At 58.4% G+C, this 26,047-nt stretch carries 23 protein-coding genes; 9 read left to right on the forward strand and 14 right to left on the reverse strand.

The annotated features are described in order from the left end of the window. The first annotated feature begins 6 nt into the window (after positions 1 to 6). Positions 7 to 2,835 carry an SNF2-related protein gene (locus tag ACGYKA_RS08220; protein ID WP_394438536.1) on the forward strand — a complete coding sequence of 943 codons (2,829 nt, stop codon included), beginning with the start codon at positions 7 to 9 and terminating at the stop codon, positions 2,833 to 2,835. 348 nt (positions 2,836 to 3,183) lie between these two features. Here ACGYKA_RS08220 and ACGYKA_RS08225 read toward each other — a convergent pair whose 3' ends face one another. The 5 genes from ACGYKA_RS08225 to ACGYKA_RS08245 are packed head-to-tail and all read right to left on the reverse strand — an operon-like array spanning position 3,184 to position 7,992. Continuing rightward, positions 3,184 to 4,359, reverse strand: a complete 1,176-nt coding sequence (locus ACGYKA_RS08225) for a M20 aminoacylase family protein (RefSeq protein WP_394438539.1) — start codon at positions 4,357 to 4,359, stop codon at positions 3,184 to 3,186. A gap of 33 nt (positions 4,360 to 4,392) precedes the next feature. Beyond that, the gene (locus ACGYKA_RS08230; protein ID WP_394438542.1) at positions 4,393 to 5,172 is read right to left on the reverse strand and encodes an amino acid ABC transporter ATP-binding protein; all 780 of its coding nucleotides are present in this window, start codon (positions 5,170 to 5,172) and stop codon (positions 4,393 to 4,395) included. Beyond that, complete coding sequence (locus ACGYKA_RS08235; RefSeq protein WP_394438545.1) at positions 5,169 to 6,122, reverse strand: amino acid ABC transporter permease; 954 nt, start codon at positions 6,120 to 6,122, stop codon at positions 5,169 to 5,171. Before ACGYKA_RS08235 ends, ACGYKA_RS08230 begins: the two co-directional genes overlap by 4 nt. Before the next feature lie 4 nt (positions 6,123 to 6,126). Continuing rightward, a complete protein-coding gene (locus ACGYKA_RS08240) occupies positions 6,127 to 6,993 on the reverse strand; it encodes an ABC transporter substrate-binding protein (RefSeq protein WP_394438548.1) in 867 nt (288 codons plus the stop codon). Between the two features lie 27 nt (positions 6,994 to 7,020). Next, entirely contained in the window at positions 7,021 to 7,992 is a 972-nt protein-coding gene (locus tag ACGYKA_RS08245) for a nitrate ABC transporter substrate-binding protein (protein ID WP_394438551.1), read from the reverse strand. A 98-nt stretch (positions 7,993 to 8,090) separates the two neighbouring features. Here ACGYKA_RS08245 and ACGYKA_RS08250 point away from each other — a divergent pair, with 98 nt between their 5' ends. The 3 genes from ACGYKA_RS08250 to ACGYKA_RS08260 all read left to right on the forward strand — a co-directional run bounded on the left by ACGYKA_RS08250 (position 8,091) and on the right by ACGYKA_RS08260 (position 10,689). Next, on the forward strand, positions 8,091 to 9,440 hold the full coding sequence (locus ACGYKA_RS08250) for a PLP-dependent aminotransferase family protein (protein ID WP_394438554.1): 1,350 nt from the start codon (positions 8,091 to 8,093) through the stop codon (positions 9,438 to 9,440). A 441-nt stretch (positions 9,441 to 9,881) separates the two neighbouring features. After that, a complete protein-coding gene (locus ACGYKA_RS08255; RefSeq protein WP_394438557.1) occupies positions 9,882 to 10,262 on the forward strand; it encodes a hypothetical protein in 381 nt (126 codons plus the stop codon). Further along, positions 10,255 to 10,689 carry a hypothetical protein gene (locus tag ACGYKA_RS08260; RefSeq protein ID WP_394438560.1) on the forward strand — a complete coding sequence of 145 codons (435 nt, stop codon included), beginning with the start codon at positions 10,255 to 10,257 and terminating at the stop codon, positions 10,687 to 10,689. Before ACGYKA_RS08255 ends, ACGYKA_RS08260 begins: the two co-directional genes overlap by 8 nt. Before the next feature lie 344 nt (positions 10,690 to 11,033). Here ACGYKA_RS08260 and ACGYKA_RS08265 read toward each other — a convergent pair whose 3' ends face one another. The 4 genes from ACGYKA_RS08265 to ACGYKA_RS08280 are packed head-to-tail and all read right to left on the reverse strand — an operon-like array spanning position 11,034 to position 14,559. Continuing rightward, positions 11,034 to 11,786, reverse strand: a complete 753-nt coding sequence (locus tag ACGYKA_RS08265) for an ABC transporter ATP-binding protein (RefSeq protein ID WP_394410699.1) — start codon at positions 11,784 to 11,786, stop codon at positions 11,034 to 11,036. Beyond that, positions 11,783 to 12,727 carry an iron chelate uptake ABC transporter family permease subunit gene (locus tag ACGYKA_RS08270; RefSeq protein WP_394410696.1) on the reverse strand — a complete coding sequence of 315 codons (945 nt, stop codon included), beginning with the start codon at positions 12,725 to 12,727 and terminating at the stop codon, positions 11,783 to 11,785. Before ACGYKA_RS08270 ends, ACGYKA_RS08265 begins: the two co-directional genes overlap by 4 nt. Next, complete coding sequence (locus tag ACGYKA_RS08275; RefSeq protein ID WP_394410693.1) at positions 12,717 to 13,664, reverse strand: ABC transporter permease; 948 nt, start codon at positions 13,662 to 13,664, stop codon at positions 12,717 to 12,719. Before ACGYKA_RS08275 ends, ACGYKA_RS08270 begins: the two co-directional genes overlap by 11 nt. A gap of 4 nt (positions 13,665 to 13,668) precedes the next feature. Continuing rightward, the gene (locus ACGYKA_RS08280) at positions 13,669 to 14,559 is read right to left on the reverse strand and encodes a siderophore ABC transporter substrate-binding protein (protein WP_394438564.1); all 891 of its coding nucleotides are present in this window, start codon (positions 14,557 to 14,559) and stop codon (positions 13,669 to 13,671) included. 104 nt (positions 14,560 to 14,663) lie between these two features. Between ACGYKA_RS08280 and ACGYKA_RS08285 the strand changes: the two genes are divergently transcribed. Next, the gene (locus tag ACGYKA_RS08285) at positions 14,664 to 14,951 is read left to right on the forward strand and encodes a DUF2218 domain-containing protein (RefSeq protein ID WP_067261313.1); all 288 of its coding nucleotides are present in this window, start codon (positions 14,664 to 14,666) and stop codon (positions 14,949 to 14,951) included. Between the two features lie 83 nt (positions 14,952 to 15,034). On the opposite strand, the gene ACGYKA_RS08290 is transcribed toward ACGYKA_RS08285, so the two are convergent. Continuing rightward, entirely contained in the window at positions 15,035 to 17,014 is a 1,980-nt protein-coding gene (locus ACGYKA_RS08290; protein WP_394410684.1) for a TonB-dependent receptor domain-containing protein, read from the reverse strand. Positions 17,015 to 17,451: 437 nt separating this feature from the next. Here ACGYKA_RS08290 and ACGYKA_RS08295 point away from each other — a divergent pair, with 437 nt between their 5' ends. The 4 genes from ACGYKA_RS08295 (at position 17,452) to ACGYKA_RS08310 (ending at position 21,373) form a co-directional block, all read left to right on the forward strand. Next, complete coding sequence (locus tag ACGYKA_RS08295) at positions 17,452 to 18,513, forward strand: extracellular solute-binding protein (RefSeq protein WP_394410681.1); 1,062 nt, start codon at positions 17,452 to 17,454, stop codon at positions 18,511 to 18,513. 61 nt (positions 18,514 to 18,574) lie between these two features. Further along, a complete protein-coding gene (locus ACGYKA_RS08300; RefSeq protein WP_394410678.1) occupies positions 18,575 to 19,660 on the forward strand; it encodes an ABC transporter ATP-binding protein in 1,086 nt (361 codons plus the stop codon). Then, positions 19,660 to 20,517 (forward strand): ABC transporter permease, encoded by an 858-nt coding sequence (locus ACGYKA_RS08305; protein WP_209217402.1) that lies wholly within the window; start codon positions 19,660 to 19,662, stop codon positions 20,515 to 20,517. Before ACGYKA_RS08300 ends, ACGYKA_RS08305 begins: the two co-directional genes overlap by 1 nt. A 4-nt stretch (positions 20,518 to 20,521) precedes the next feature. Further along, positions 20,522 to 21,373, forward strand: a complete 852-nt coding sequence (locus ACGYKA_RS08310) for an ABC transporter permease (protein ID WP_394410675.1) — start codon at positions 20,522 to 20,524, stop codon at positions 21,371 to 21,373. Positions 21,374 to 21,414: 41 nt separating this feature from the next. On the opposite strand, the gene ACGYKA_RS08315 is transcribed toward ACGYKA_RS08310, so the two are convergent. From ACGYKA_RS08315 to ACGYKA_RS08330, 4 genes are all read right to left on the reverse strand, one after another. Next, positions 21,415 to 21,981 carry a poly-gamma-glutamate hydrolase family protein gene (locus ACGYKA_RS08315; protein ID WP_394410672.1) on the reverse strand — a complete coding sequence of 189 codons (567 nt, stop codon included), beginning with the start codon at positions 21,979 to 21,981 and terminating at the stop codon, positions 21,415 to 21,417. A gap of 22 nt (positions 21,982 to 22,003) precedes the next feature. Further along, positions 22,004 to 22,939: a class II glutamine amidotransferase gene (locus tag ACGYKA_RS08320; protein ID WP_394410669.1), complete on the reverse strand. Its 936-nt coding sequence runs from the start codon at positions 22,937 to 22,939 to the stop codon at positions 22,004 to 22,006. Positions 22,940 to 23,103: 164 nt separating this feature from the next. Then, positions 23,104 to 23,391, reverse strand: coding sequence for an SH3 domain-containing protein (locus tag ACGYKA_RS08325; RefSeq protein WP_209217398.1), 288 nt, complete (start codon positions 23,389 to 23,391; stop codon positions 23,104 to 23,106). 60 nt (positions 23,392 to 23,451) lie between these two features. Further along, positions 23,452 to 25,848, reverse strand: a complete 2,397-nt coding sequence (locus ACGYKA_RS08330; RefSeq protein ID WP_394410666.1) for a PAS domain S-box protein — start codon at positions 25,846 to 25,848, stop codon at positions 23,452 to 23,454. Positions 25,849 to 26,047 lie beyond the last annotated feature (199 nt).

Genomic DNA, 26,047 nt, shown 5'->3' on the forward strand with positions numbered 1-26,047 from the left:
TGAGAGATGGATGATTACACAGGTTTTCTCGTAAGCACATTAGCTTTGCGAAGAGTTCGGGATGCCGCATCATGGGAAAGACTGGGGGCGCTGGGAGTTGCCGCCGACCCTTATGAGCACCAGATACAGAATGTCCTAACGATCCTTGATGCGCCGGATATCAGACATTTGATCGCAGATGAGGTCGGGTTGGGGAAAACAGTGCAGGCGCTCATGGTGTTGAACGTTTTGAAACGTGAGGATCCGTCATTACGGGTTGCCATAGTTGCACCTCAAAGGATCAGCTTCCAATGGCAGGTCGAACTCTCCGCTCGCGGACATATTTCCGCAGAAATGTGGACTGAAGACACGGAATTCGAAACCACTGGAGGAGACGGATACGTCCACATAATCAAGAGTGACTTGGTCAGGTCGAAACCGATTGTGCCGGACCCTGCCAACTATGATATGCTGATAGTGGATGAGCCCCATATTCTGAGCCTCGAACAGGCGAGGTTTCTCTCCACTCTCTGCCGTTCCGGGCGAAATGGTAGCTGGTTCCGGCACGTCCTTCTACTGACAGCGACTCCGCGATTGGGGAGCCCTGATTGGGCACGTGCGGTCTATGGCATGATTGAAACGGATCGCGCCAACCTTGCAAAGCAATCCGGGCAGGAGATGGACGACGTCCTGAAAGAGCTCGGCCGCGACTGCTACGAGATGGTCTCCAGCAATAAGATGTCTCCTGAAGCTGCAATGTGGGCGGTAACCAAGAACCGTCGCATCCTGCGCCAGACTCGGGCCGCATGGCCAGAAACTGCTCCCAAGCGCAGGATCAAGACTATCGTTTCCAAACCAAACGACGCTGAAATGGCGCGCGTCGATTTGGTAAACAAGCGCCTTGCTCAAGAAAACGTGTCGCACAACCTGCAAGTTGATAGTGCCCCTTGGCAACCAGCCAGACAAGTGTTTTGGGGAAGGGAAACCATGCTTCGAGCAATCAGACACGGCACGTTCGCGGCGCTCAAAAAAGACACCCGTGAATGTATCGATGTTTCGTTGGCCGACTATGGGGACACGCTCTTTGAGGACTTGTGCGATACGCTGCTTAGTATCTGGGAGAGGAATGCAGAACGGCGTGCCATTATTGTTGCCGGGGATACACCGACAGTCGACAGCCTGAAGACAAGGCTTTCCCGAATGTTCCCTGAACTCGAAGAAGATGATCTGATCGCGACGATGAGGGGGGGGCAAAACACGAGCATGGTTGACGTCGTCAGTGCGATCCACAGCGGCGCAAAGCTTCTTGTTCTGGAAGAGGTGGTCGAGGCGGGGTTGAACCTACACCATTTCGCCGACGATCTGATTTTCTACAACCTGCCTTGGAGCATTGCGAGGGTCGATCAACTTATTGGTCGATTGGATCGACTCCGTCCAGGCGGGTTCAGGAGGGCTCTGGACGGGAAACGTATCGGGGACATCACCATCTGGCGAATGGTGATGGAGCAATCACCGGATCACAGGGTCTTGCAGGTCATGGATCGTCTCGGCGTGTTTGAAGCTCCATTACCCTATCTCGATGACCAAACTATCTCGCGTCTCGGAAATGCTGTAGCCAGAGCGGCAGGTGGTTTCTTGGGACACCGCGAAGACGAATTGGCACTGTTGGAGGAACTGAGCTCAGGAGTGGAGCAATCGAAGCAGCTCATCTCAAATGAAGCTCTCCCTCACACGGCTCCCGAAGCGCTACGGGACTTTGTCTTGGCCGGAGAAAAGGATGCCGTTTCCGTTCTGAATAATTTGTCGAACAGTGGCGCATTTCGTGTTCATCCCTTGTCGAGCGCCGACATGGAAAAGATCCTGTTACTTAAATACCCACCATTCGGAACGGAACCTCTATTCGTCTTGGGCGACATGGATGAAAGAAATGGGGAAATTTTACGCACTAAACGTTCGCGCCTCAATGACCCGAAAAAGGATGTAATGCTGAAGGGAGATCAGGTCGGTAAAAGAGCACGCTTTTTTTCAACGGGGGATGCTCTGCATGATGATCTGATAGGCCAACTGCGTTCTGAGGTTGAAACTCGTCCTGCTTCACCGCCGCAACATCCGATAGGTGTAGATTTGCCGGAAGGCGCACTCCGGGATTCATGTTCAGACTGCACAATAGCAATTTCGGTGGCGGTGTTCCTCCCCGGATCAGGCCTGCCTGACCCGCGCCTACGTAAACTGGCAGATGACCTTTGGGAACATGGTCGGGTCGACGGCTTAAGGCGCATCGACGAATGGCTTCTCGCCGGTTTTGAGGCTGATCGTCGATGGCTCCAGCTTCGTTTCGACGCATCTCTCTATATCGAAGCGACTGTGATCCAAGATGACGGCGTAACCAGAGACCTTGATCGAGATAATCTGACAGATTTGCTTTCAGGTAAGGGAACACCCAGAACAGGCACCAGATATCCTCGATTGCCAAAATGCGAACGAGCCACCGAGGTTTTCTTTGAACATTTAAGAAGGTTTCACAAGTCAGAGAAAGACAGGCTCGCGGACAAGAGGGCAGGGGTGACCAAAGACTTCCAGACCCGTTCAGCGAGCTTGGCGGCAGATACAGAAGTCTTTGTCAAAGGAAGTTTAGTAACTGCGGAGCGTCTTGCTCAGCGGAAAAGCGCGGCCCAGAATCCCGATCAACAGCAGATGCTCGAAGGACAAGTTACAGCAGAGAAAAGGCGAGCTGAAGCGCGGCGACAGGCGGGGAACCTGCGCGCCGAGCTGCTGTCTCAGGATATCGTTAACATGTTCGATCAAAGCGCTCCGATGATCGCTCGCGGCTTGTTTAGGTTCCTTGCGGCGGATTAATCGGTCAGAACTAAAATGTTCGACGAAGACTTCGGCTCAAGCGCGCTCAAAAATGGCTTCGTCACGGACAACTATCAGGGCAGTTTGTAGCCTTCCTCTCTGAGGATACTGCCGATTTCTGCGCTGAGGACTTCGTATGGTCGGGGGTCCGGGTTTCAGTCGGGAATGCGACCATCTCGGCAAAGAGGGCGTGGATGCGAAGCTCTGTTTCGTCGCCATAGAGTTCCCGGCCCCGGATCCGTTTCAAAGAATGGCCCATGAGTTGCGCCCGCTATTCTTTGTCAAGACCGGCGCGTTTCGTGCGCCTTTCGTAGGAGGGTCCGAGGTGACCTGCCCAATCCGGAACGCTCATTCTTGCGCCAAGAATCGTTCTGTCAAGCGCGCCCAAAACGCTGCGCCTGTGGTCAAGCTCTTATCACCGAAATCATAGGCCGGATTATGCAAGGGCGCCGAACTCTCCCCGTTGCCAAGACGAATGAAGCAGCCCGGCTTGTGTTGCAGAAAATGGGAAAAATCTTCGCTTCCAGGTATCAGGGGGCATTCCGGAACATTGCCCTCACCAGTCAATTCGCGGGCTACAACCGTCGCGAATTCGGTTTCTTCTGGTGAATTGAAGACCACCGGATGGCCGCTATCATACTCGATGCTGGCAGTTGCTCCCCAAGAAGCAGCTTGAGTTTCGACAACCTTATAAATTCGTTCCTTGATCAGCGCACGAACTTGATCGGAAAAGGTGCGGACACTGAGCGTAAGAGTAGCACTTTCTGCAATTATATTAGTGGCGGTGCCTCCGTTGAACGTGCCGACGGTAATAACAGCTGTTTCAGTTGAATCAACGCTTCGAGAAATGATGGTTTGCAGGGCCATGACTATTGATGATCCGACCACGACTGGATCGATGCACAAGTGCGGGCGTGCAGCATGACCACCTTTCCCGTGAACCGTTATCGTTACCGTATCAGCTGCTGCCATCAGCGGGCCAGAACGCATCAAAATAGTCCCCTCTGGCGCGCCGGGGTGGTTGTGCATTCCAAATATAGCATCGCAAGGAAAGCGGTCGAAGAGGCCATCAGCGATCATCGCAACCGCACCACTTCCTATGCCGGATTCTTCGGCGGGTTGGAAAATCAAGTTTAGCGTGCCGGAGAAGTTCCTGGTTCTCGCCAAATATTCAGCGGCGCCCAAGAGCATAGTAGTATGGCCGTCATGACCACAAGCGTGCATTACCCCGTCGATGGTGCTGGCGTATTCGTGCTTTGCGGCTTCAGTAATCGGCAAAGCATCCATATCGGCACGGATCGCAATTGAACGGTTTCCATTGCCTACGCGCATTCGCCCCACAACACCGTGGCCGCCGATGTTGGGAGTTACCTCGTAGCCCCATCCTTCCAGTTTTGCTGCTACAAGCTGTGCCGTCTTTTTTTCCTGATGAGAGAGTTCCGGATGCGCATGTAAATGCCGCCGCAGTTCCACCAACTCTGGTTCTGCATTTTGAAAATCACTGATACTGGCGTATTTTGTCATATCGTTGCTGGCTGTCGCCGTCCTCTTTTCAGGTCAAATCACGCGACGCAAGAAGTCCTGCGTGCGCGAACGCTGCGGGTTCACCAAGACGTCTTCCGGGGCGCCTTGTTCGACGATGTGGCCGCCATCCATGAAGATAACCCGATCGGCCGCTTCACGAGCAAAGCCGATTTCGTGTGTAACGACGATCATCGTGAGGCCTTCGGAAGCCAAATCGCGCATGGTCGCAAGGACTTCTCCGACAAGCTCCGGATCAAGCGCCGAGGTTGGCTCATCAAACAAAAGCATCTTCGGTTTGATCGCCAAAGCGCGAGCAATGGCCACACGCTGCTGCTGGCCTCCAGACAGCTGGCGCGGATAAGCGTCCAATTTATCAGACAGACCTACGCGATTGATCAGCTCTTTCGCTGTTTCGATTGCTTCCCGACGTTTTATCCGATGAACTCCGACAGGCGCTTCGATGACATTTTGCAGCACTGTCATATGCGGAAACAGATTGAAGCTTTGGAAAACCATGCCCATTTTGCTGCGCTGCCTCGCGATTGCAGCAGAACCAAGCGCAACCAATTTGTCGTTACGCAGCTCATAACCGATCTGTTGACCATCAACCTCGATGAAGCCTTGGTCGATATGCTCCAGCCTGTTGATGCATCGCAGAAGGGTGGATTTCCCGGATCCGGAAGGGCCAAGTATCGCTACGACTTCGGAAGGCGCAACATCCAAGTCGATTCCGCGCAATACGTGGTTGTTCCCAAACGATTTATGAACGTTACGCGCACGCAGGATAGAAGGTTTCGGGGCGTTGTTGTTCATAGCGGGGCTTCCTCCTGAGTGGTGCCCAACTCGGGCTTGTCTTTGACGACACGTTGTTGATCGCCACGGGCATAATAGCCTTCGATCCGCGACTGGATTGCGCTGAGCACCGAAACGATGAGCAGATACCAAAGGACCGCGACCATCAGTAGGGGGATGATTTCAAACGTGCGGTTGTAAATGGATTGAACCGAGTAAAGCAGGTCTGCCATAGCGATAACCGATACGAGAGAAGTCGCTTTGATCATGCTGATGAACTGGTTTCCGGATGGGGGAACAATGCTGCGCATCGCCTGCGGAATGACAACTCGCCAAAGTGCGCGCATGGGTTTCATTCCAAAGGCCTCGGCCGTTTCACGCTGACCGCGTTCAACGGACAAAAGGCCACCCCGGATAATTTCAGCCATGTATGCGGCCTCGTTAAGGGCCAAGCCGATGATCGCCGCAGTGATCGGCGTGATCAGATCGTTGGAGCTCCAGGATGCCAGCGTCGGGCCGAAGGGAATGGAAAGTGATATCTCGGGGAACAGAAATGAAAGATTATACCATAGGATCAACTGGACGAGCAGTGGTGTGCCTCGAAAGAACCAGACGAAGAGCCCGGAAATGGATTTCGCGAGCGGGTCGTCCGACATTCGGGCGATCGCGATTGGGAGGCCAAGCATGACGCCCAAGATCATACTGACCACTGCCAACCAGATCGTCACAAACAGACCTTGGAGGACCGTTTCAGCAAAGAAGTATTTCCCTACAGTCGCCCAGCCGAAATTGGCATTTCCGGCCACGATAAATGCGAAGTCGGCGGTAAACAGAAGCACGACGATCCAAAGTATAACTTTGCCCTTCGGGATCGGTCGATGCGCCTTCGCGACATCGCGGAGTGCGTCTGAATGATCATTAACTGACCGGTTCATGTGCGTTTGCGTTGTTACAGAAGGCGCATCGACCATTGTTTTACAGCTCCTCGCCGAGGTTGAAGCCCGCGGCGTCAATCATGTTGTGCTCAAGACCCCATTTGGTCATGATTTCTTCGTAAGTGCCGTTGTCCATCAGGATCTGAAAAGCTTCCTGAAGAACGCCACCTAACGGCGAATTCTTCGGCACGACGGCGCCCTGCACCAGGCTCGGGAAGCCATTCGATTGTCCGACACCAGAAAGCTCCAGTGCTCCGTCCGATTGCTGGACAAAATAGGTCAACGGTGCTTGGGATGAAAAGAAGGCGTCCGCACGGTCGGATCGAACCGATAAGATTGAGCTCGGTTGGTCAGCGTAGGATTGGACCTCAATTGCAGGTTTGTCAGCACTTTGGCACTTTTCAGACTGTGCGTTGATAACGCGCTCTGCCGAGCCGCCCGACATGACTGCAATCCGTTTTCCGCAGGTGGAGTCCAGATCGACAATCCCCTGCGGGTTGCCAGCTTGGACAGCAAATACGACGTATTCCTGCACCCAATCTACGAAATCGTTGGCATCGCGACGTTTTGGAAAGTCCCCGACGGGACCCATGGAAAATTGGTAACGGTCCGCGCCAATTCCGCTGAGGAGGGCAGGGAGGCCTGCCACCGTCGCGTGGGTGATTTCCACGCCCAGTATCTGCGCAATCTCCTGCGCCAGTTCAGGGGTGGCGCCAGTGTGTTTGCGCCCCTCTACAAACTCATATGGTGGGAATGAACCGTTTGTAACTGCAATCATCTTGCCAGCTTCGCGGATATCCGCAGGCAGGCGCGCATTCAGCGCTTCATTGAATTCTTGCTCTGCCTGTGCGGTCAGTGGGGCCGCCAGAGCCGCGAGCGCAAAGCCCATTTGCTTGATGTATTTCATTGTTTTTCTCCCTTTGGTGGTGGCTTGTTAGGCACTCTGTTCGACAGTCTCTTGCAGACCGAACACTTCCTCGGTCTGTAAGGGCCTATTCAGAATGCCTTGTTCATGCATCTGATCGAGGAAATCAGAAATCATGATGCGGTTGGCGGCAATGCCGCTTGCGTCCCAGTCAGGCGAGAGCGCTGTTGCGGTATATAGCATTTCTTCCAACATAAACGGTGTCGTGTCGGCGTAGCGGCGCCTCTTTGAGATCCACATTCGACGGGACTCGTCGATCATGTCGCTAAGTTCTTGCGCAGCCCAAGGATGGACCTCTGCGATTTCGCGATCAAGCGCCAGCAGATGTATGCCGGGGACGTAGCCGACGTCATGGAAGTATGAGGTTTGCGCTTCGCGACAATTGGGCAAAAGCTGTCGAAATTGCGAGTTTTGACTGAAGAAGCCTTCTGGCATGAAGGGGGTAAAGACGGCGTCGAGCCAACCTTCTGCAAGTGATCGCATCATTGGCGTTTCATTTGGCATTGGCTCGATGCGACCGGGCTGCCCGAATTCTCCCAATCGGTCCTGGATCGGGTGAGCCTCGGTCAGTCTGCCTGCATACCAGTAGGCGTCATCGGTCATAATCCCTTCGTTGCGCAAAATCGCGCGGGTCCACGTATTTCCTGAATCACGCCATCCAGTGACACCGATCCGCTTTCCCGCAAGCTCTGTTACCTTTGTAAGAGGGCTGTTTTTTCGGGTGATAATGCAACCGTGGCGAAACCCGCGCATCAGGAAGTTTGGTATGGCAACAGTGCTATTGTGACCCTCAGCCACGTCAGTCAGGTGCCGGCTGAATGATGCTTCGCCTGCGTCATGGGAGCTTCCCTTGCCGATCCCTACCGGCATGGTGGCGATGCGTTCCACTTCCAGCTGCAGTCGCTTCGAGGTGATGTCGCCCAACAACAGCGGGGTCATGTAATCCCAATCGCGGACGGCAAGGCGAATTTTCAGTGTCACGCGGATCCTCCCAAAGCACATGATTGCCTTGGTGGTAGGGGTTAAAAATACTTGCTTCAAATGTTATTATGCTACTGAACATTTAAAGGAATGTGCGGATGCAAATGATTTCAGCAGAGGCGATGGCAGGGTATCTCTCTGATCGCTCCACAAGAGGCATTGCTCGGGACACTGCAAAACTGGTGCGTTCTGGAACACTCCCGGTGGGCGCCCGTTTGCCAGCTCTGCGCGAGTTGGCTTTCGTCATGGGAGTTAGCCCCAGCACGCTCTCGGAAGCTTGGAAAGAGCTTCGTAGGTTAAGGGTTTTAACTGGCAGAGGTCGAAACGGAACCTTTGTCAGTGGCTCAAGTCTCGCGCCGCGTCCTATGCGCGTAGGAGCTCAAGGTCATTTCTCGGCGGGAACACGAAATTTCTCTCTGGCAACGCCTGACTTGGATTTACTGCCGCAATTGGATCGTGCACTTCTTCACGGGGCGAAGGCAGAAAACCTTAACAGCTATGAACGCGTTCGCATTCTGCCAGAACTGGAGGCTGCCTTAAGAGCTGAGTGGCCCTTTAAAGCATCTGAGATGCTTGCGACCAACGGCGGGTATAATGCCGTCTATCTCGCATTGCATGCACTCGTTCCGCCTGGATCCGTCGTGGCCATCGAAACGCCGGCTTCAATGCGGCTGCTCGATATTCTGGAGGATATGGGTGCCATCATCGTGCCGGTAGAAAGCGATGAGTTTGGACCTGATCCGAAAGCACTGAGAGCCGTCATGGGACGGAACCCCTCAGCGTTTGTATTTCAGCCGGTGATCAGCTCAGTCACAGGCCATTATTGCACGGCGGGAAGGCTGCAAGAACTCGGCGACGTATTGAGGGATACTGACACTTTGATCATCGAAGACGATGGTCTGGGGGACATTGCCATATCCGCTGCTCAATCCCTCGGGGATCGCTTCCCAGACCGGACAATTCACATTCGGTCGTTCTCAAAATCTTACGGACCGGACCTGAGAATGGCCGTCCTTTCGGCCTCGGAAGAGCTGGTTGAACAGGTTCAATCTTATCGCGCCTTCAGTGCCGGGTGGACAAGCCGGATACTGCAAGCTTCTGTAGCCTGGTTGCATGAGGATCCTGGCACGCAGGCGCTTGTCTCAAAGGCAGGCAAAATCTACCAGGAGCGTCGCAACAAATTGGCTTCTGAACTCAGAACCCGGGGCATTGACGTTATTGATGGGGGTGGGCTTTGTTTGTTCATGCCGGTTCACTCCGAAACTTTCGCGCTTATTACACTGGCCGCCCATGGTATTTCTGCAGTTCCCGGCGAGAGCTTCTCCTTGGCGGCCTCGGGGCATGTTCGTTTTGGAACGGGGCGTCTTGGTTCTGAGGACTGCAAGACGTTGGCGGACATAGCGAGCCTTGCAGCCGCAGAACCCTTCAACATGAGTGCAGAACCCTGACGAAGCGCACCTTCGTGGAAAGCTTTGGTCAACGAACTCTGCGTAGGCGGTCGCCAGCCCCACACTCTTGGCTCTCACGGTCTCTGACGAACAAGCGCCGGAAAGCGTGCGTAATGACATCTTTAGCCTGAGATGAGGGGGTGGTTTTCACCCGTTTCCGCGCTTTGGTGAATAAACGCCGCAAAACTGTTTTTCCAGATCAAAGCTGGTTGCAGTGAAATAATATCTATATTTCAAAGAGTTGAAATTTTATTTACTCTTCGCTTTGGGTTTTCAATTTCTGGCCAATATCGGTTTTGCCACACAGGAATGTTCCGAGCATTTGACCGAATTGCGTCGCGCCGGGGCGCACCTGACTGGCAGTCGTTTCTCTATCCATAGCAGAGGACGGCTCTCTTGAAGCCCAATGCATCCTGCTGCGGCACAAACCGGGAGAACTATATGTTTGAAATCCCCACTGAACCCACGCGTCTTCATCAATTTATCGAGGAACATTCCATAGCGTTGCAACATGCTGCGTTCAGCATCGGCGGTCGGCCATGGCTGAGGCGTGTTCAGCAGTTGTTGGACGTGCTGCCCAAGGAAGGCTCGCTACTTGGCCATATTGGTAATGAAATAACGGCACTCCACGAACTGTTGACCTCAAAAAACGGAACCTCAAATTCCAGCGACGGGACACGGCATATTTCGTCCATTGATCCAAAGTCCTCTGTTGTTGAAGAGATCTCAGTGCTCGCAGATGAGCTTTGGCAGATCTTTCAAGCGGAGCACGCCACGCAACTTGAGCGTGGCGGAAACGCAGGGGAGGGGGTTTATGTCTAAAAGCAATAACAGGGATGAGCTTACGGTTCGCGTCGAGAGTGCGCTTGATGCGTCTGATGCGACGCTCGAAGCCATCGATTTTATCGAGGGTATGGAGGCATTCGAAGAGGCAATGCTCCTTAACATCTTTCAGGTAAGGGATAAAATTAAGGACGCGACTATATTCGCCGCCGGAGAGCATTTTCTTCTCAGGAAGCTCGCCGATCGGCTCGGGCCCATCATCGCGGATGCTACGCAGGTTCATTACATCCACGATGATTCATGGGACATCAACCCTCCCCAGGAAGAAAGGGTTGTGGAGCCCCATGGGATAGCAGCGATGGAGCTTCGCACCCAACTACGCGAACTCGCGGCTAAATTGGGTGCCGTCCAGAATATGGTCAAAGCCGAAAAACTCGTCGCAGACGTCCGGACCGCGAAGTTCTGATCCACATCCTTGGGCGGCGCAGCGATGCGCCGCCAGCTTACATCGAGGCTGCACAGCGAAGTTGATGCAGATTGTCACAAAGGTCTTGCTGAAGTTGTCACATGCGTGGCACATTCACGGTCACACGCGGAGTCATACTGCGGTCGAAGGCGTTTTTCGTTTGTATTCTTAAGGTTGTGGCTTGTTTCTTGGGCCCCTACCGCCGGAGCCAATCTCTCCTAGAGATCAATTAGATAAAGCCGCCTCCGCAGGCGGTTTTTCTTGTTCTCAGGAGGGGATGGAATGCTCTTCTTGTAGCGCAGAGATGGGTTCCGACCTTAGCCAATTGCCCCATACACCCCCCCTCAAACAGCCACCACAACCGTATCCCCAATACGATGCACCCGGGCCGAAGTCCCATAAACCTCCGAAAGCATCGCATCCGTCACAACCTCTCGCGCTGCGCCGTGATGCGTGATCCGTCCGTCCTTCATCGCCACGATCTGATCGGCATAGGCGGCGGCGTAATTGATATCGTGCAGCACGATCACGATGGTCCGGCCATGGGAGCGGGCGAGGTCTTGTAATGTGTGCATCAGGCCGCGCGAGGCCGCGATGTCGAGGTTGTTAAGCGGCTCGTCGAGCAGGATATAATCCGTTTCCTGCGCGAAGGTCATGGCCACCTGCGCGCGCTGGCGTTGACCGCCTGACAGCGTGTCGAGGCGGCGCTCGGCAAGGGGGGCAAGGTCGAAGGTCGCCAGTGCCGCCTCTACCTTTTCGCGGTCCTCTGCGGTCGGGCGGCCCTGGTGGTAGGGGTAGCGGCCAAAGCTCACCAACTCACGGACCGTCAGCAGGGGGGCCGCATCGCTGGTTTGGGGCAGAATGGCCAAGCGTCGGGCCAATGCGTCGTTCGCGCAGGCGCCGATTTGCAGGTCATCGACCATGATCTGCCCCTGCTGAAGCGGGATCAGCCGGGCGATCAGCGACAGAAGCGTCGATTTCCCCGCCCCGTTGGGGCCGATCAGTGCGGTTATTCCGCCGCTCTGCAAGGTCAGATCGATCTCGCGCAGGGTCGGCTTGCCGTCCCGGTCGTGGTTCAGGTCACGGATGGTGATCATCTGGGTTTCCTCCGCAGCAGCAGGATTAGAAAGACAAGGCCGCCAAGCACATCGACGATGACGACAAGCGGGGTCGAAGAGCGCAGGGCGCGCTCCAGTACCATCTGCCCGCCGACCAGCGTGATGGCCGATACCAGTCCCGCCGAGGGTAGCATGACGCTATGAAACATCACCGGGGTGATCTGTCGCGCCACGCTGACCACCAAGAGGCCGAGAAAGGCCATCGGCCCCACCAGCGCGGTCGAGACCGAGACGAGGATCGACACTAGGACCAGCACTTGGAACATGCCGCGCTTCGGGTCTTCGCCGAGGTTGACGGCGCTTTCATCGCCCAGCGACAGCACGTCGAGCCGGTGGCGCATCCGCCAAGCGGCGATCAGCGCGCCGCCGGTCAAGAGGGCGGCGAGGGTGAGAAGCGGGGTATCGACCCGGCCAAAACGGGCAAAGGCGTTGGCCTGCACGACCATGAATTCATTGGGGTCGATGACCCGTTGCAGAAAGCTTGAGACCGACCGGAACAGCCCGGCAAAGATGATGCCCGTCAGGATCATGCGAAACAGATCATGCCCGCCGCGGCGCAAGAGCGTGCCGAAAAGCGCCAGTGCGGCCCCCATCAGCAGGAGGCTGTTCACCAGAAACTGCGCGATTTCGGGCAGTTCGGTAAAAGTCTGGCCGCCGAGCACGAAGATCAGCACCGTCAGGGTCAGCAGATAAAGCGCATCGAACCCCATGACCGAAGGGGTCAGAATGTGATTGCGGGTGATGGTCTGGAACAGCACCGTGGCGGTCGAGACCGAGACGGCGACCAGCAGCAAGGCGATCAATTTATTGGCGCGAAACGATAGGACAAAGCCCCAGTTCCCCCGCGCGCCGAGCCCGAGGTAGAGCGCGATGCAGAGGCCCAGCAGCGCCAGAAGCCACCAAAGACGCTTAGGATACATGGCGTTTGGGCCCATGCAGCAACCACAGGAACAGCAGCGCACCCACCACGCCGAATACCGTGCCCACGGGGATCTCATAAGGATAGCGGATCAGCCGCCCGAGGATGTCGCACAGCAGCACGAGGCCCGCGCCGGTCATCGCGGTGAGCGGCAGGCTCCGCCGTAGATTGTCGCCTGCCAGCCGGGCCACGATATTGGGCACGACCAGCCCGACAAAGGGGATCAGACCCACTGTCACTACGGTCAGGGCGGTGACGATGGAGATGGCCAGCAGCCCCAGCACCATCGTCTGCCCATAGTTCAGGCCAAGGTTGATGCTGGCCGTGCGGCCCATGCCGATGATCGCGAATTGATCGGCGGCGAAATAGGTCAGCGCCGCCACCAGAGCCACCAGCCACAGCAGCTCATACCGGCCTTGCAACACGCCGGAGAACTCACCGTTCATCCAGATCTCGACATATTGCAGCAGGTCCGCCTGATAGGCGATGAAGGTGACCGCCGCCCCAAGGATGCCGCCGTAGATTAGCCCCACCAGCGCCACCAGCAGGGGCTGGGTCGGGGGCAGGCGCTGCACGATGGCCAGAAACCCCGCGCCCGCCACAAGGGCGGTCAGGGAGGCGAGAACCATCTTGACGAAGATGGAGGCCCCCGGCGCGAAGAGGGTGACCAAAAGGATACCAAGCGCCGCGCCTTGGCCCGTGCCCGCGGTCATCGGTTCGACGAAACGGTTGCGCACCAGCATCTGCATGATTGCCCCGCTCACGGCCAAGGCCCCGCCCGAAATCACCACGGCGATGGTGCGCGGCGCGCGGCTGACCACCAGCAGCTCCAAGGCCGCCGGATCAGACCAGAGCGCTGCCCAAGACAGGTCGATCACCCCGACGAAGAGCGAGGCGACCGATAGGATCACAAGGAGACAGGCAAGGGCGAGCGCCACGGGTTTACTGCTCCGTCAGGGCGGCGTTGATCTCATCCAGCGTGCGGGTCATCGACTGGATGCCGCCGCCTGCGATGTAGATGGGCGCGGCGCTTAGATGCACGACTTGGCCGGTTTTCCATGCGGTCGTCTCATGTACCAATGCGTTGTCGAGCGTGGCCCGCGCGCCTTCGCTTTCCTGACCGATGGCGGCCATCCGGTCGATCACCAGCAGGATGTCGGGGTTGGCCTCGCGGATGAATTCAAAGCTGATCGCCTCACCGTGGTTGGCCATCTCGACATCCTGCACCGCTTCGGGCAGGCCAAGCGCCTCATGCAGCCAGCCAAAGCGCCCGCCAATGCCATAGGCGCTGATCTTCGGCCCGTTGGTCATCACGATGAGCGCGCGGCCCTTGCCGGCCAGCGCCTCTTTGGTTTGGGCAAGCTTATCTTCAAAAGCCGCCGTTAGGGCTGCGGCCTCTTCCTCTTTGTCGAAAACCTTGCCGTAGGCCTCCAGCCGGGCCAGCCCTTCGCCGATGGTGTCTTGCCAAATGGTCATGTCCAAGGTGGGCGCGATCCGCGCCAGTTCCGGCACCTGTTCGGAACTCCGGCCCCCGGCGATGATCAGGTCGGGGTTCAGGGCGAAAAGCGCTTCGTAATCCGGCTCGAAAAGGGAGCCGATGACCTCGGTCCCCGCTGCCGCCTCTTCAAGGTAGGGCAGATAGACCGGGCGCACCAAGCCCTGCGGTGTGATGCCAAGCGCGGTGAGGCTGTCGAAGGCCGCCAAATCGTAGACCGCCACCGTGGCGGGGGTAAGCGGCGCTTCGGCAGGGCCGCGGGCGGTGTCGACGGTCACGGTCTCGGCCAGCGTGGGCGTGGCGAGAAGCAGGGCCAGAAGGGCAAGGGGTTTGATCATAGCGGTAACTCTTTCGTCAAAGGGGTGGGGGAGGCGGGCCGGTGTTTACCATTCCCATGGCCCGGCTTAGGACTAAGGCAGAAAATACATCCGGAGAGAGCGCCATGCCGACGACAACAGGATTTTACCAGACCGAGAACGGCTCGAAATACTTGCAGCAGCTGTGCAAACATTTCGGCCATAAGATCGAGACATCTTACGACAGTGAAAAGGGCTGGGCCGCTTTCGAGATGGGCACGGCCTATATGACGGCGGACAGCAAAGGCCTCACCGTCACGGCGACGCTCGACGATCCCGAGATGGTGCCTGCGCTGCATAGTGTCATTGACCGGCATCTTGAAACTTTCGCCTTCCGTGAAACAGAAAAGAACATGGTTTGGACGGTCGAATAGACCATCCTTCACAGAGAATCCCGGCGCCGCAATGGGCGCCGGGTAAAGGGTCAAACCGGGGTTTGACCAAACGTTGCCTTAGATCAGAAGACGATCTCGGCGCTGACACGGATGGAGCGGCCCGGCTCGGTCAGCGGCTCCACTTCGCCCACGAACTCTTGGCCATAGGTTGCGCGGCTGCTGTACTGCTCATCAAAGAGGTTGTTCACCTCGGCGCGCAGGGTCAGGTTGTCCATCCGCTTGGGCGTGTATTCGGCAAAGACATTGGCGATCGTGTAGCCGTCCAACTCCGGCCCGCTGCCGCCTGTGGCGGCGTCATAGGTATCGTCAAAGTCGAAGGCCACCTGCACATCGCCACCCAAGAGAACCCCGTTGTTCAAACGATGCGCCACTTGGAAGGTCAGGAAATCGCCCATCGGCATGGTCAGATAGTTGCCGTAGTAGGAGTCGGCGGACCGGCCATTGATCTCGGTGTCGATACGGGCAAAGCCAGCGCGGAAGAAACCATCTTCCCATGCGGTGCCGAGGCCTAGTTCAAAGCCGCGCGATTGCACATCCGCCGTGAAGGCCGGGCCACCACGATAGCTGGCGGCGCGGGCGTTGTCGATGTTGGTGGCGAACAGCTTGCCGTCGACGACCCATGCGCCCATGGTGTAATTCGCGGCGAGGTAGAGGTTATCGGCGGTGACTTCCTCAATGCCGGAGCTATAGTCCCACGCGGGGTTGAGGATATAGTTCTCGGCCAGTTCCAGACCGCCCCAGACGTGGGAATAGCCCGCGCTGATCGTCAGGTCGTCCGAGACATCATATTCGCCCGAGATATTTCCCGAGAGGCCCGATTCAGACTGCGAGGAACCGTCGGTCCCCTCGAAATCCTGGAAATCGGCCCGCGCCCCGAAGGACAGCCGCGTATTGCTGCTGGGCTCCATCCGCGCTTGGGCGAACAGACCGATGTTGCTGAGTTTCTCTGTCGCCGCCTCACGCGCGCCGGAGGACAGGGCGAGATAGTCCAGATCGGCTTCGTCGGAGTAGAAGTCGAGACCTGCGTTCAACTCACCCCAGCTCAGTGCGAAACGGTTTGAGAATTCGCCGCTTAGGCTCACGGTTTCACCGCTGGTGATCGAATTGGTCGACAGCGCCGACTCGTCGTTGACCAGTTTGGTGCCGCTGTAGGCCAGCCGTGCGGTGGGGTTCCACATGGCCGTGGGCGTGGTGTCGCTGTAGCTCAGGACGATATTGGTGCGCTCCAGATCATAGGGGCGGTCTGCGGGAAGCGGGCGGCCCCCGACGATGGCACCGAGGTTCGCCCGGTAGGGCCGGATTTCATCGTCGACCACCCGTTCGTAAGACAGCTCGACCCGGTCGCCGCTTTGCGCCTCATAGGCCAGTTTGCCCAGCCCGCTGAGAAGGTCGGTGCCCGAGCCGATGATCTCGTCCCCGTTGCCATCTTCGCGCAGCCCGCCATCGGCGACCTTTGCAAAGCCGAGGTATTCAAACCCGCCCTCGCGGCCATAGACCGACAGGCTGTTCGAGAAGATGTCGCCGTTGCTGTCGTATTCCAGCTTGTAGCGCCCGCCAAAGGTCTCACCCGGGGCCAGCAGGTCGCTCGCGTCTTTGGTCTCATAAGCCAGCGCGCCGCCCAAGGCGCCGGGGCCCGCATCGGCTGGGGCCACGCCGGGGTCGACGCGGGCGGCTTTCAGCAGGGCGGGGTCGATCAGCGTGGTGGTGTTGTGGTGGAACACCTTGTTGTTCTGCCGCGCGCCGTCGATGGAAATGGCGAGGTTGTTCTCCTCGATCCCGTTGACATAGACCTTTTGCGACATCGGGATCGAACTGCCGACCGCAATGGTGGGCTCGGCCACGAAAAGCTCGGACAGATCGGCGGGATTGCTCAGCGCCAGCCCTTCGCTGGAAATTGAGATGTCATCGTCTTCCATCCCCGGAACGGCTGGCATCTCAAGGACGATGGTGCCCAAGAATGCTTCGTCGTTATTGCTCTGCGCATGGCCAGCGGCGGGAATCATCCCCGCGGCAAGGCAAGCAAATGCATGTGTCGGCTTCATCAAATTTCCCCTTACTCAAACGGCCCGGACCCGGAAAAGCACCCCCCGGACGGCGCTGCGGCGATTCCTTATAGAAACTGTCAGGAATCTCAAGAGGCATGATTTGGGCGAGGGGCTGCCTGTGTCTTTTGGGTAAAGGTAGGGGGTGGCAGCAGGGGTGCGGGGCCGTGGATCACCTTGGAAAAGGGGCGGCTCGGACCGCGAAGAGGTGCATTCCCCTTGGCCCCCGAAAGCGCAGGCGGCTCCGTCAGCCCCCCGGCGCATGGCCGCTGCCGCCGAAAGCAACCCTGCTAAAACAAACGGCATTTTCCGCCACTGTCACAAATCTTTTGCACTCTCAGGCCACAAGGAGCCGCGATGCGCCGAAGTATAAATTGACCAACTGGTCTAACGCGCGCATTCTGCCGACAATGAGTACACTAGAAAGAGGATTTCCCATGACAAGAACCATTCTGCTGGCCGGCACCATGCTGGCGGGGCTCGCCTCCGTGGCCCAAGCCGACACGCTGCGCCTTTTGACATGGGGCGGCTACGCACCTGAGGACGTGGTCGCGAAATTCGAAGAAGAGACCGGCCATACCGTCGAAGTCACGAAATCCAACAACGAAGAGATGATCGCCAAGCTGCGCGCCACAGGCGGCGGTGGTTTCGACCTCGCCCAGCCTTCGCAAGACCGCATTATGGGGCCGCAGATGGAATTCGGCATCTACAAGCCGATCGATGTCTCCAAGTTGAACAAAGAGCTTTTCATCCCCTCCATGCTCGACGCGACTATGGCCAACACCACCGTGAACGGCGATGTCTACGGCGTGCCGCATGTCTGGGGCACCTCCGGTCTGGTGATGAACACCGCCGAAGCGGGTGACACCGTCAAGGATTACACCGACCTCTGCGCGCCCGAAGTGGCAGGCAAAGTGTCTTACCGCCTGAAGCGTCCGACGCTGATCGGTTTTGCCTTCGCCATGGGCGAAGACCCCTTTGCCGCCTACGACGACGAAGCGAAATACGCCGAGATCATGGGCAAGGTCGAAGAGAAGCTGATCGAATGCAAAGAGAACGTCAAAACCTACTGGGGCGGCGGCGATGAGCTGATGAACCTGCTGCGCTCGGGCGAAGTGACTGCGTCGATGGCATGGGACACCGGCGGCTGGAAGCTGAACGACGATAACGCCGACATCACCTTCGTGGCCCCGGCCTCGGGTGCGCTGGGCTGGATCGACACCTTCGTTCTGCCCGCCAAAGGGCAGGCCGACGATGTGGCCTATGAGTGGATCAACTTCGTCATGCAGCCGGAAATCGCGGCGATGATCACCGCAGCGGCGGGCAACTTCACGGCCTCCGCAGGCGCGGATGAGTTTGCCGAAGACAGCCTGAAAGCCAAGTATCAGGACAGCTTCCCGCAAGAAGCGATCGACAACATCAAATGGTATCCGCCGGTGCCCGCCGGTCTGGAAACCATCGAAGGTGAAGTGCTGGACCGCGTCCAAGCTGCCAACTGATAACTGACCCTACGAGCGGCACCCTCATATTGGGGGTGTCGCATCTTTATACGGAATTCACATGACCCCAGATCTGGAATGCGTCGACCTCGTTAAGCGGTTCGGCGATACCACCGCTGTTGACAACGTCTCCTTCACGGTGCCGCCCGGCAGTTTCTTCTCCATCCTCGGGCCTTCGGGCTGCGGCAAAACAACAATCATGCGGATGATCGCGGGGTTTCTCGACCCCACCTCTGGTGACATTCGGATCAAGGGCGGCTCGGTGCTCGATACGCCGCCGAACAAGCGCCCGGTGAACATGGTGTTCCAGCATCTGGCGCTGTTCCCGATGATGACGATTGCCGAGAATATCGGCTACGGGCTGCGCCGTCGCGGCATGCCTAAGGCCGAGATCGCGCGCAAGGTCGATGAGGCGCTCGACCGGATCGGCCTGCCGGGTATCGGCGCGCGCAAGGCGGATGAGCTTTCGGGCGGGCAGAAACAGCGGGTCGCCATCGCGCGCTGCATGGTGTTGGAGCCTGACGTGCTGCTGCTGGATGAGCCGCTGGGCGCGCTGGATCTCAAGCTGCGCGAACATATGAAGGTTGAGCTGAAATCGCTGCAAGCCGCCTTTGACACGACATTCGTCTATATCACTCACGACCAATCCGAAGCGCTGGTGATGTCCGACCAGATCGCGGTGATGAGCAATGGCCAGTTCGAGCAGGTGGGCCGGGGTCAAGACCTCTACTACCGCCCCGAAACGCCCTTTGTCGCCGGTTTCATCGGAGAGTCGAACCGCTGGAAGGGCCGGATCGAACGGGTGGAGGGCGACGCCCTGCAATTGCGCACCGACAGCGGGCTTGCCATGCGCGCCACCGGCGTGGGCCTTGTCCAAGGGGCAAAGGCCGAGATTTTCGTGCGGCCCGAATCCATTCGGCTGGCTGCCAGTGCCGATGCGCTGTCGGGTTTCGACAATCAGCTAAAGGGCACCGTCACCAGCCTGTTGTTCAACGGCGCGGCTTCCCGCGTCTTGGTGCAGGATGACGTGGGTGAAACGCTCGAAGTCACGCTGCCGCAATCGGGGGAGTTCTCAAGCCTGAAACGCGGCGACGTGGTGCATATCGGCTGGGGCGCGGGGCAGGCGACCTGCTTTGGGGTCGCGTGATGCGCAGCCAATCCCGACTGACATTCTACCTGCTGCTCACGCCCTTGGTGCTGTGGCTGGGGCTTTTGATCATCATCCCGCATATCGACATGCTGCTGATTTCGCTGCGCGAGCGGATCAGTTTTGGCGTCTATGAAACCAGTCTGGCGCAATATGAAAAGGCGCTGACCGAACCGCTTTACTTGCGCACCTTCTGGCGCACGGCGGTGATGTCGGTGCTGGCAACTGCGCTGACGCTGCTGATCGCCTTTCCGGTGGCCTATTACATCGCCAAAATGGCGAAGGGGCGCTTGCAGCAGGTGTTGTTCCTGCTCTGCCTGATCCCGTTTTACGTCTCGGAACTGGTGCGCACCTTTGGCTGGATGATCCTGCTGCGCGAGACGGGTCTCGTCTCGAACCTGTTGCAATGGGTGGGGCTGGCCGACCGTCCGGTCGAGCTGCTTTACACCGATGCCACGATGATGGTGGGGCTGGTCTATACCTCTATGCTTTTCATGGTGGTGCCGCTTGTCACCACGCTGGAAAGCCTCGACGACAGCGTGATCGAGGCGGGCTATGATCTGGGCGGCAGCGGGCTTTCCGTCCTGCGTGAGATCATCATCCCCCATGCCATGCCCGGTATCGTGTCGGGCTGTATCGTGGTCTTCATGCTGAGCTTGGGCAACTACCTGACGCCGACGATGCTGGGCGGCAAGGACAGCCTGTGGTTCACCGAAATGATTTATAACCAGTTCATCGTGCGCTCCAATTGGGAGCTGGGCGCCGCCTTTGGCTTTATGCTTTTGGTGCTGTCTTCGGTGATCGTCTGGGGGATGCTCTGGCTAACGGGCCGGACCCTCAAGGAAACGATGGGGTGATCCAATGATCCCAACAATCCCGCAATCGCGCAGCTTTCGCATTGTCTATGGTGGCTATGTGGCGCTGTTCTTTCTCTATCTGGCCCTGCCGCTGACCGTGGTGGCGGTCTTTGCCTTCAACGACAGCCAGTTCCCCTCTCTCCCGTGGGAGGGGTTCACATGGAATTGGTTCTTTGGCGAGGAGCGCCCGCAGATCGGCGTCTTTCACGAACGCGGCATTCTGCGGGCGGTCGGCACCTCGGCCTTTGTGGCGCTTTGCGTGGCGGTGCTTTCCGTCTGCGTGGGCACGACCAACGCCTTTTTGTTCAACCGCTATGAGTTCCGTGGCAAGGGGTTCCTCTATGTGCTGATGCTGCTGCCGCTGGTGATCCCCGGCATCGTATTAGGCATCTCGGTGCTGGTGTTCTCTTCGACGCTGGCCAATGGCGTCTGGGACTTGGCGCAGATCGACATTCAGGCGCTGCGCCCCGGTCTACTGTTGGTGATCCTCGGGCAGTTCAGCTTTATCACCACGATCGCCACGCTGGTGATCTCGGCCCGGTTGCAGAAATTCGACCGGACCTTGGAGGAGGCGGCGCTGAACCTTGGCGCGGACCGTCTGACGGCGGTGCGCACGATCACGCTGCCCTTCCTTACGCCTGCGATGGTCGGGGCCGTGGTGGTGGCGTTTTTGATGAGCTTTGAGAACTTCAACACCACGCTGATGCTCGTGGGCTCCGACGCGCCGCTGACCATCGCCATGTTCGACCGGCTGAAAGAGGGGTCGACCCCGCTGCTGAACGCCGTGTCGCTGCTCTTGATGCTGGGCTCGTCGCTTTTGGCGCTGCTGGTGATCCTGTTCCAGAAAAAGGGCTAAGCGCCCTCGGCAGGCCCGCCAGCCGGGCCTGCCACTTCCAACTAAAGCGCGGCACGCACCGCCCGGCTGAACCTTTCAAGCAAATCCGCATCCTCTGCCAGATGGCGCCTCAGCGACCGGGGCAGTTCAAGCTGGACCCCTGCGCCCTTGCGGGTGCGGTTGCAGATGTTCGTCTCATGCAGGCCGGGCAGGGCGGTGTTTACCTCCGCCCCGAAGCCCGCCCTGCGCAGGGCGGAGCCGATGGCACCGCGCACCGCCTTGTCCCGCCCGCCAAGCCATACGGTTTCTGTGCCATCGTCCTTGCGGCCATGCACTGCGATGGCCCCCTCGGCGCCGCCAACAAGCGCCAGCGCCTGCGGCTCATCGAAACGGTGCGAGGTGATGTGAAAATCCCCATGCGCCCCCGGCTTTAGCGCCTCGAAGACATAGAGCGACAGGTCGCGCCCCGCGATGGCCTTGGCGATCAGGCCCGTCTCGGGTTCGATCGTGCCGCCATGCGGGGCCAGAATGACGACCGCGCTGCCGCGGTCCTCGGCCCGGATGCGGTAATCGACGCCCGCGACCATCTCGGCGGAGAGGTCGGCAAAATTCTGGAAGCGATCTGCCATAAAGGCTCCTGTTAAATGGCGGTTACACGTCGAGCTTGCGGACCGTTTTGCGGATCAGCCCGTCCTTCCGCTCCAGAAATACGATCTCGCCGAATTCGATCTTCAGCCATTCCTCCGCGTTTTCGGTCAGCGGTTCCGACGCGAGGATGGCCGAGGTCGCCTCCCCCTCGGGGCAGGCGTCGATGTCATAGGTGTTGGCGTAGTCCTGAAAATTCGCCCCGGTGAGCAGGTAGATCGGCTCAAGCAGCATCGACAGGGGCAGGTCCTCGTCCCGCAGCTTTTGCCAATCGCCTGTGACATCCGTCTCGCCCTCATGGCCGCAGCCAAAGTTCACGCCGATGATCCGCTCCCGGCTGACCAGCGCGATCTTGAGTTTGGTGAGCGCGGCGAGGTCGAGGTCGCGGGCAGCCTTGCAGATCACCTGCAACAGCTTTTCAAACCCGCGCTGCACGTCTTCGTCGCTGTCGCCCTCCAGCAGGGACAGCAGTAGCACATAGAGGAATTCCGTATCCGTCGTGCCGCGCATCTGGGTGAGGTATTGGTCTTTGCAATGGGGCAGGAGTTCACGCTGCAACTGCCGCCAGTGGGGCAGGGCGCCGTTCTGGGCGATGATCCACGGCGTATGGTCAAAGGAGAATGGGTGGCAGTTCTCATCGGCCTGCACCACGCTGGCGTCATAAGAGGCCGCGCGGATATGCGACAGCAGGGTATGGGCCTGAAGGCTAGGGATCACCGATTTGGCGTTGTCGTCGTGAAAGGCGGCCTTGGGCCGGTGGTAGCGCAGCGGCGCGTCGGGATGCAGCAGATGGTCGCTCCAGGCGGCGAACCCCCAGCCGGCCAGTTGCAGGCTTGGGTGCAGTTCCGGGTCGAGGCTTTGGTTCAGCAGGCTGTTCTCAGGCGCAAGGAGCAGCGACTCGATTGGCAATTCAGGTCCGATATAGGCGAGGAAGCGGCACATGGTTTTCCTTACTCTTGAGATATTTCAGCGACTTCGAAAAAGGGTGTGAAGGGCTGAGATAGAGCAAGGCGCGCGAAAATCGACTTAGGACGCGGCAGCGCAGTCAGGGCGATGCGCCCGTCGGCTGGGGGCGGCCCTGCAAACGGGCCACCCGAGTTCATAAATCAAATGTCAGAGATATAATCCGCCGAGACATAGCCCTGCACCTCAGGCGCATCGGCGAGTGAGACGCGGCACCACAATTGTCCGATCTCGGTCACGCAGTCCCGGCGGTTCAGGACGGTGCCGTCGGGCAGCCCCATGATAATCCCGAAGTCCAAGCCCGGCCCGGACCGCAGTTTCAAAAGCTCATCCGGCCCGGTGCGGTGCACCATGACGCGGTCACTGGCCACGCCCGCGCAACCAGCGATGAACATAGCGGTGGAAACGGCTGCGAATGTAATGCTGCGCATGATCTGCCTCTCTTTTGTTTTCTTTCTCATAGATCGAAAACCGGGCTGATCCTAGCCGCCTTATTCCGCCGCCGCCTTGCACTGCTCCAACGCCCGTTTCAACGAATGTTCGTCATAGGGTTTCATCAAGCTGACATAGCGCGCCGCCTCTGCATCGCCTTCGGCATATTCCCGCGGATCGGCGCCTGAGGCGATGATCACGGCGATCTCGGGGCGCAGCTGCGTCACATGCTGCACCAGTTCCATGCCGGAGCCATCGGGCAGGCCAAGGTCGGTGAACATGACATCAAACCGCTCGGCCTGAAGGCTGCGTTCGGCGGCGGCGACGCTGTCGGCCTCGGTCACGGCATAGCCCAGATCAGAGAGCATATCCGCCGTGGCCATGCAGATCAGCGCATCGTCTTCGACCAACAGCACCTTGGGCGCGTCATCGGCGCTTGGCGCGGTCTCTGCCGCTGGCGCGGCGGTGTCGGCACTGGTTTGGCGCGAGAGGATCTCATGGATTTTCAGGGCCAGCCGTTCGCGGGTGTAGGGTTTGCTCAGCAGATCGACCCCTTCGTCGAGCCGTCCGGCATGAACGATGGCGTTCTGCGTATAGCCCGAGGTAAAAAGCACGCCGACATTCGGCAGATGCGCCTTGGCCTCGCGGGCAAGCTCGGGGCTGCGGATTTTGCCGGGCATGACCACATCGGTGAACAGCAGGTTGATCTGGACCCCGCTTTTGACGATCGCCAGCGCACTGTCCGCATTCTCGGCGGTGAGCACGCCGTAGCCAAGATCGCGCAGTTGATCTACGGCAGTCTCACGCACGGCGGCATCGTCTTCGACCACAAGGATCACCTCGCCACTGCCGGTGGGCGTGTCGGTGGTGGCGGGCAGCGGGGCGCTTTCCTCCTTGCGCTGTGTGCGTGGCAGGTAGACCCGCACGGTCGTGCCTTGCTTCTCTTCGCTGTAAAGCTTGATGTGCCCGCCGGATTGTTTGACGAAGCCGTAGACCATGCTGAGGCCCAGCCCCGTGCCCTCTCCGGTCTCCTTGGTGGTGAAGAAGGGGTCAAAGACCTTCTCCATGATGTCGGGCGGGATGCCCGTGCCGGTGTCGGTGATCGCCAGCATGACATATTGGCCCGGCGCCACGTTCGGATGGTTCTGCGTATAGGCATCATCCAGCGCGGCATTGCCCACTTCGATCGTCAGCTTGCCGTGATGGGCCATTGCATCGCGCGCGTTGATGGCGAGGTTCAGGATCACATTCTCCAACTGCGCCAGATCGACAAGACAGTTCCACAGGCCCCCCGAGATCACCGTTTCGACCTCGATCCCTTCGCCAAGCGTGCGGCGCAGCATGTCGTCCATGCCCCGCACCAATCGGCCAAGGTTCTGCGGTTTCGGCTCCAAGGGCTGCTGCCGCCCAAAGGCCAGCAACTGCGCGGTGAGCTTGGCCCCGCGCGACACGCCCGCCATGGCATTGTCGACGAACCGCCGCTTGGCGTCGCCCTCGGGCAATTCTTTCGACAGAAGTTGCAGGTTGCTGCCCACCACTTGCAGCAGGTTGTTGAAGTCATGCGCAATGCCGCCGGTCAACTGGCCCACGGCTTCCATCTTTTGCGCCTGCACCAATTGCGCCTCAAGCCGGTCCCGCTCGGCCATGGCCTCTTCGATCTTGGTTTTCAGCGCGTTGTTGAACTCGATCTCGGCATTGCGGGCGCGCAGTTCTTCGCGCAGGTCGCGCACCTCGATCACCGTGCCCACGGTTTTGCCGGTCTCGTCCTTCATCGGGGAGGCGGTGAAACCCACGGGGTAGAAGCTGCCGTCCTTATGGACAAAGGTCTCTTCCCCTTGGGTCTGGTGGTTCTCGGGAAAGGCGCGGTCGATGGCGCAGTCTTCGATGGGAAAGTGCCGCCCGTCCGGATGGGTGTGGTGGATCACATCATGCAGCGGTCGGCCCGCGGTTTCTTCGAACCGATAGCCGGTCAGCTCTTCTGCGGCGCGGTTCATGAAAACGCATTGCTGCTTGTCGTCCATCATGAAGATGGCCATCGTCGTGTTGCTCAGGATGGCGTCCAGCCGGACCGAGACCTTGGTCAGCGCCGCGTTGGCCTCTTTTTGTTTCGTGATGTCCTGAATGGCCGCGTAGAGGACCGTGTCATTCTCGGTCACGATCAATTGCAGATGGGTCAGCACGTTATAGCGCGACCCGTCCTTGCGTTGGTGGATCGTCTCATATTCCAGCGCCGTCTTCTCACCGCTCAGCAGCGGTTGGACGAGATCCAGAAACGCCTCGCGCGAGAGTTCGGGCTTGATGTCCCAAGCCGCCATGCCGCGCAGCTCATCCATCGAATAGCCAAGGTTCTCCCGCGCGCCGCGATTGGCGAGGGTGAAGGTGAAATCTTCGACTGAAAACAGGTAAACTTCGCTGGCCGCATCTTCGACGATCTGGCCAAGGCGATCACTCGCCAATCTGAATGCTTCTCGCACCACTTTCCTCAAACTTGTCGGCCATGATGACCGGCTAAATTATTCTGCAAGATGCAGGTTTGCTTAACCTAGCCTTATGGAGCGACAAGACGAGGGCAAAAAGCCGCATTCGTACAAGGGGCGGGTTTTCGCGCAGATAAAAGAGAGAGGCGCACCCGCCAAAACCGGCGGATGCACAGGG

It is taken from the genome of Sulfitobacter sp. 1A15106 (genome assembly GCF_043556995.1).
In the GTDB taxonomy this organism is placed as follows: domain Bacteria; phylum Pseudomonadota; class Alphaproteobacteria; order Rhodobacterales; family Rhodobacteraceae; genus Sulfitobacter; species Sulfitobacter faviae.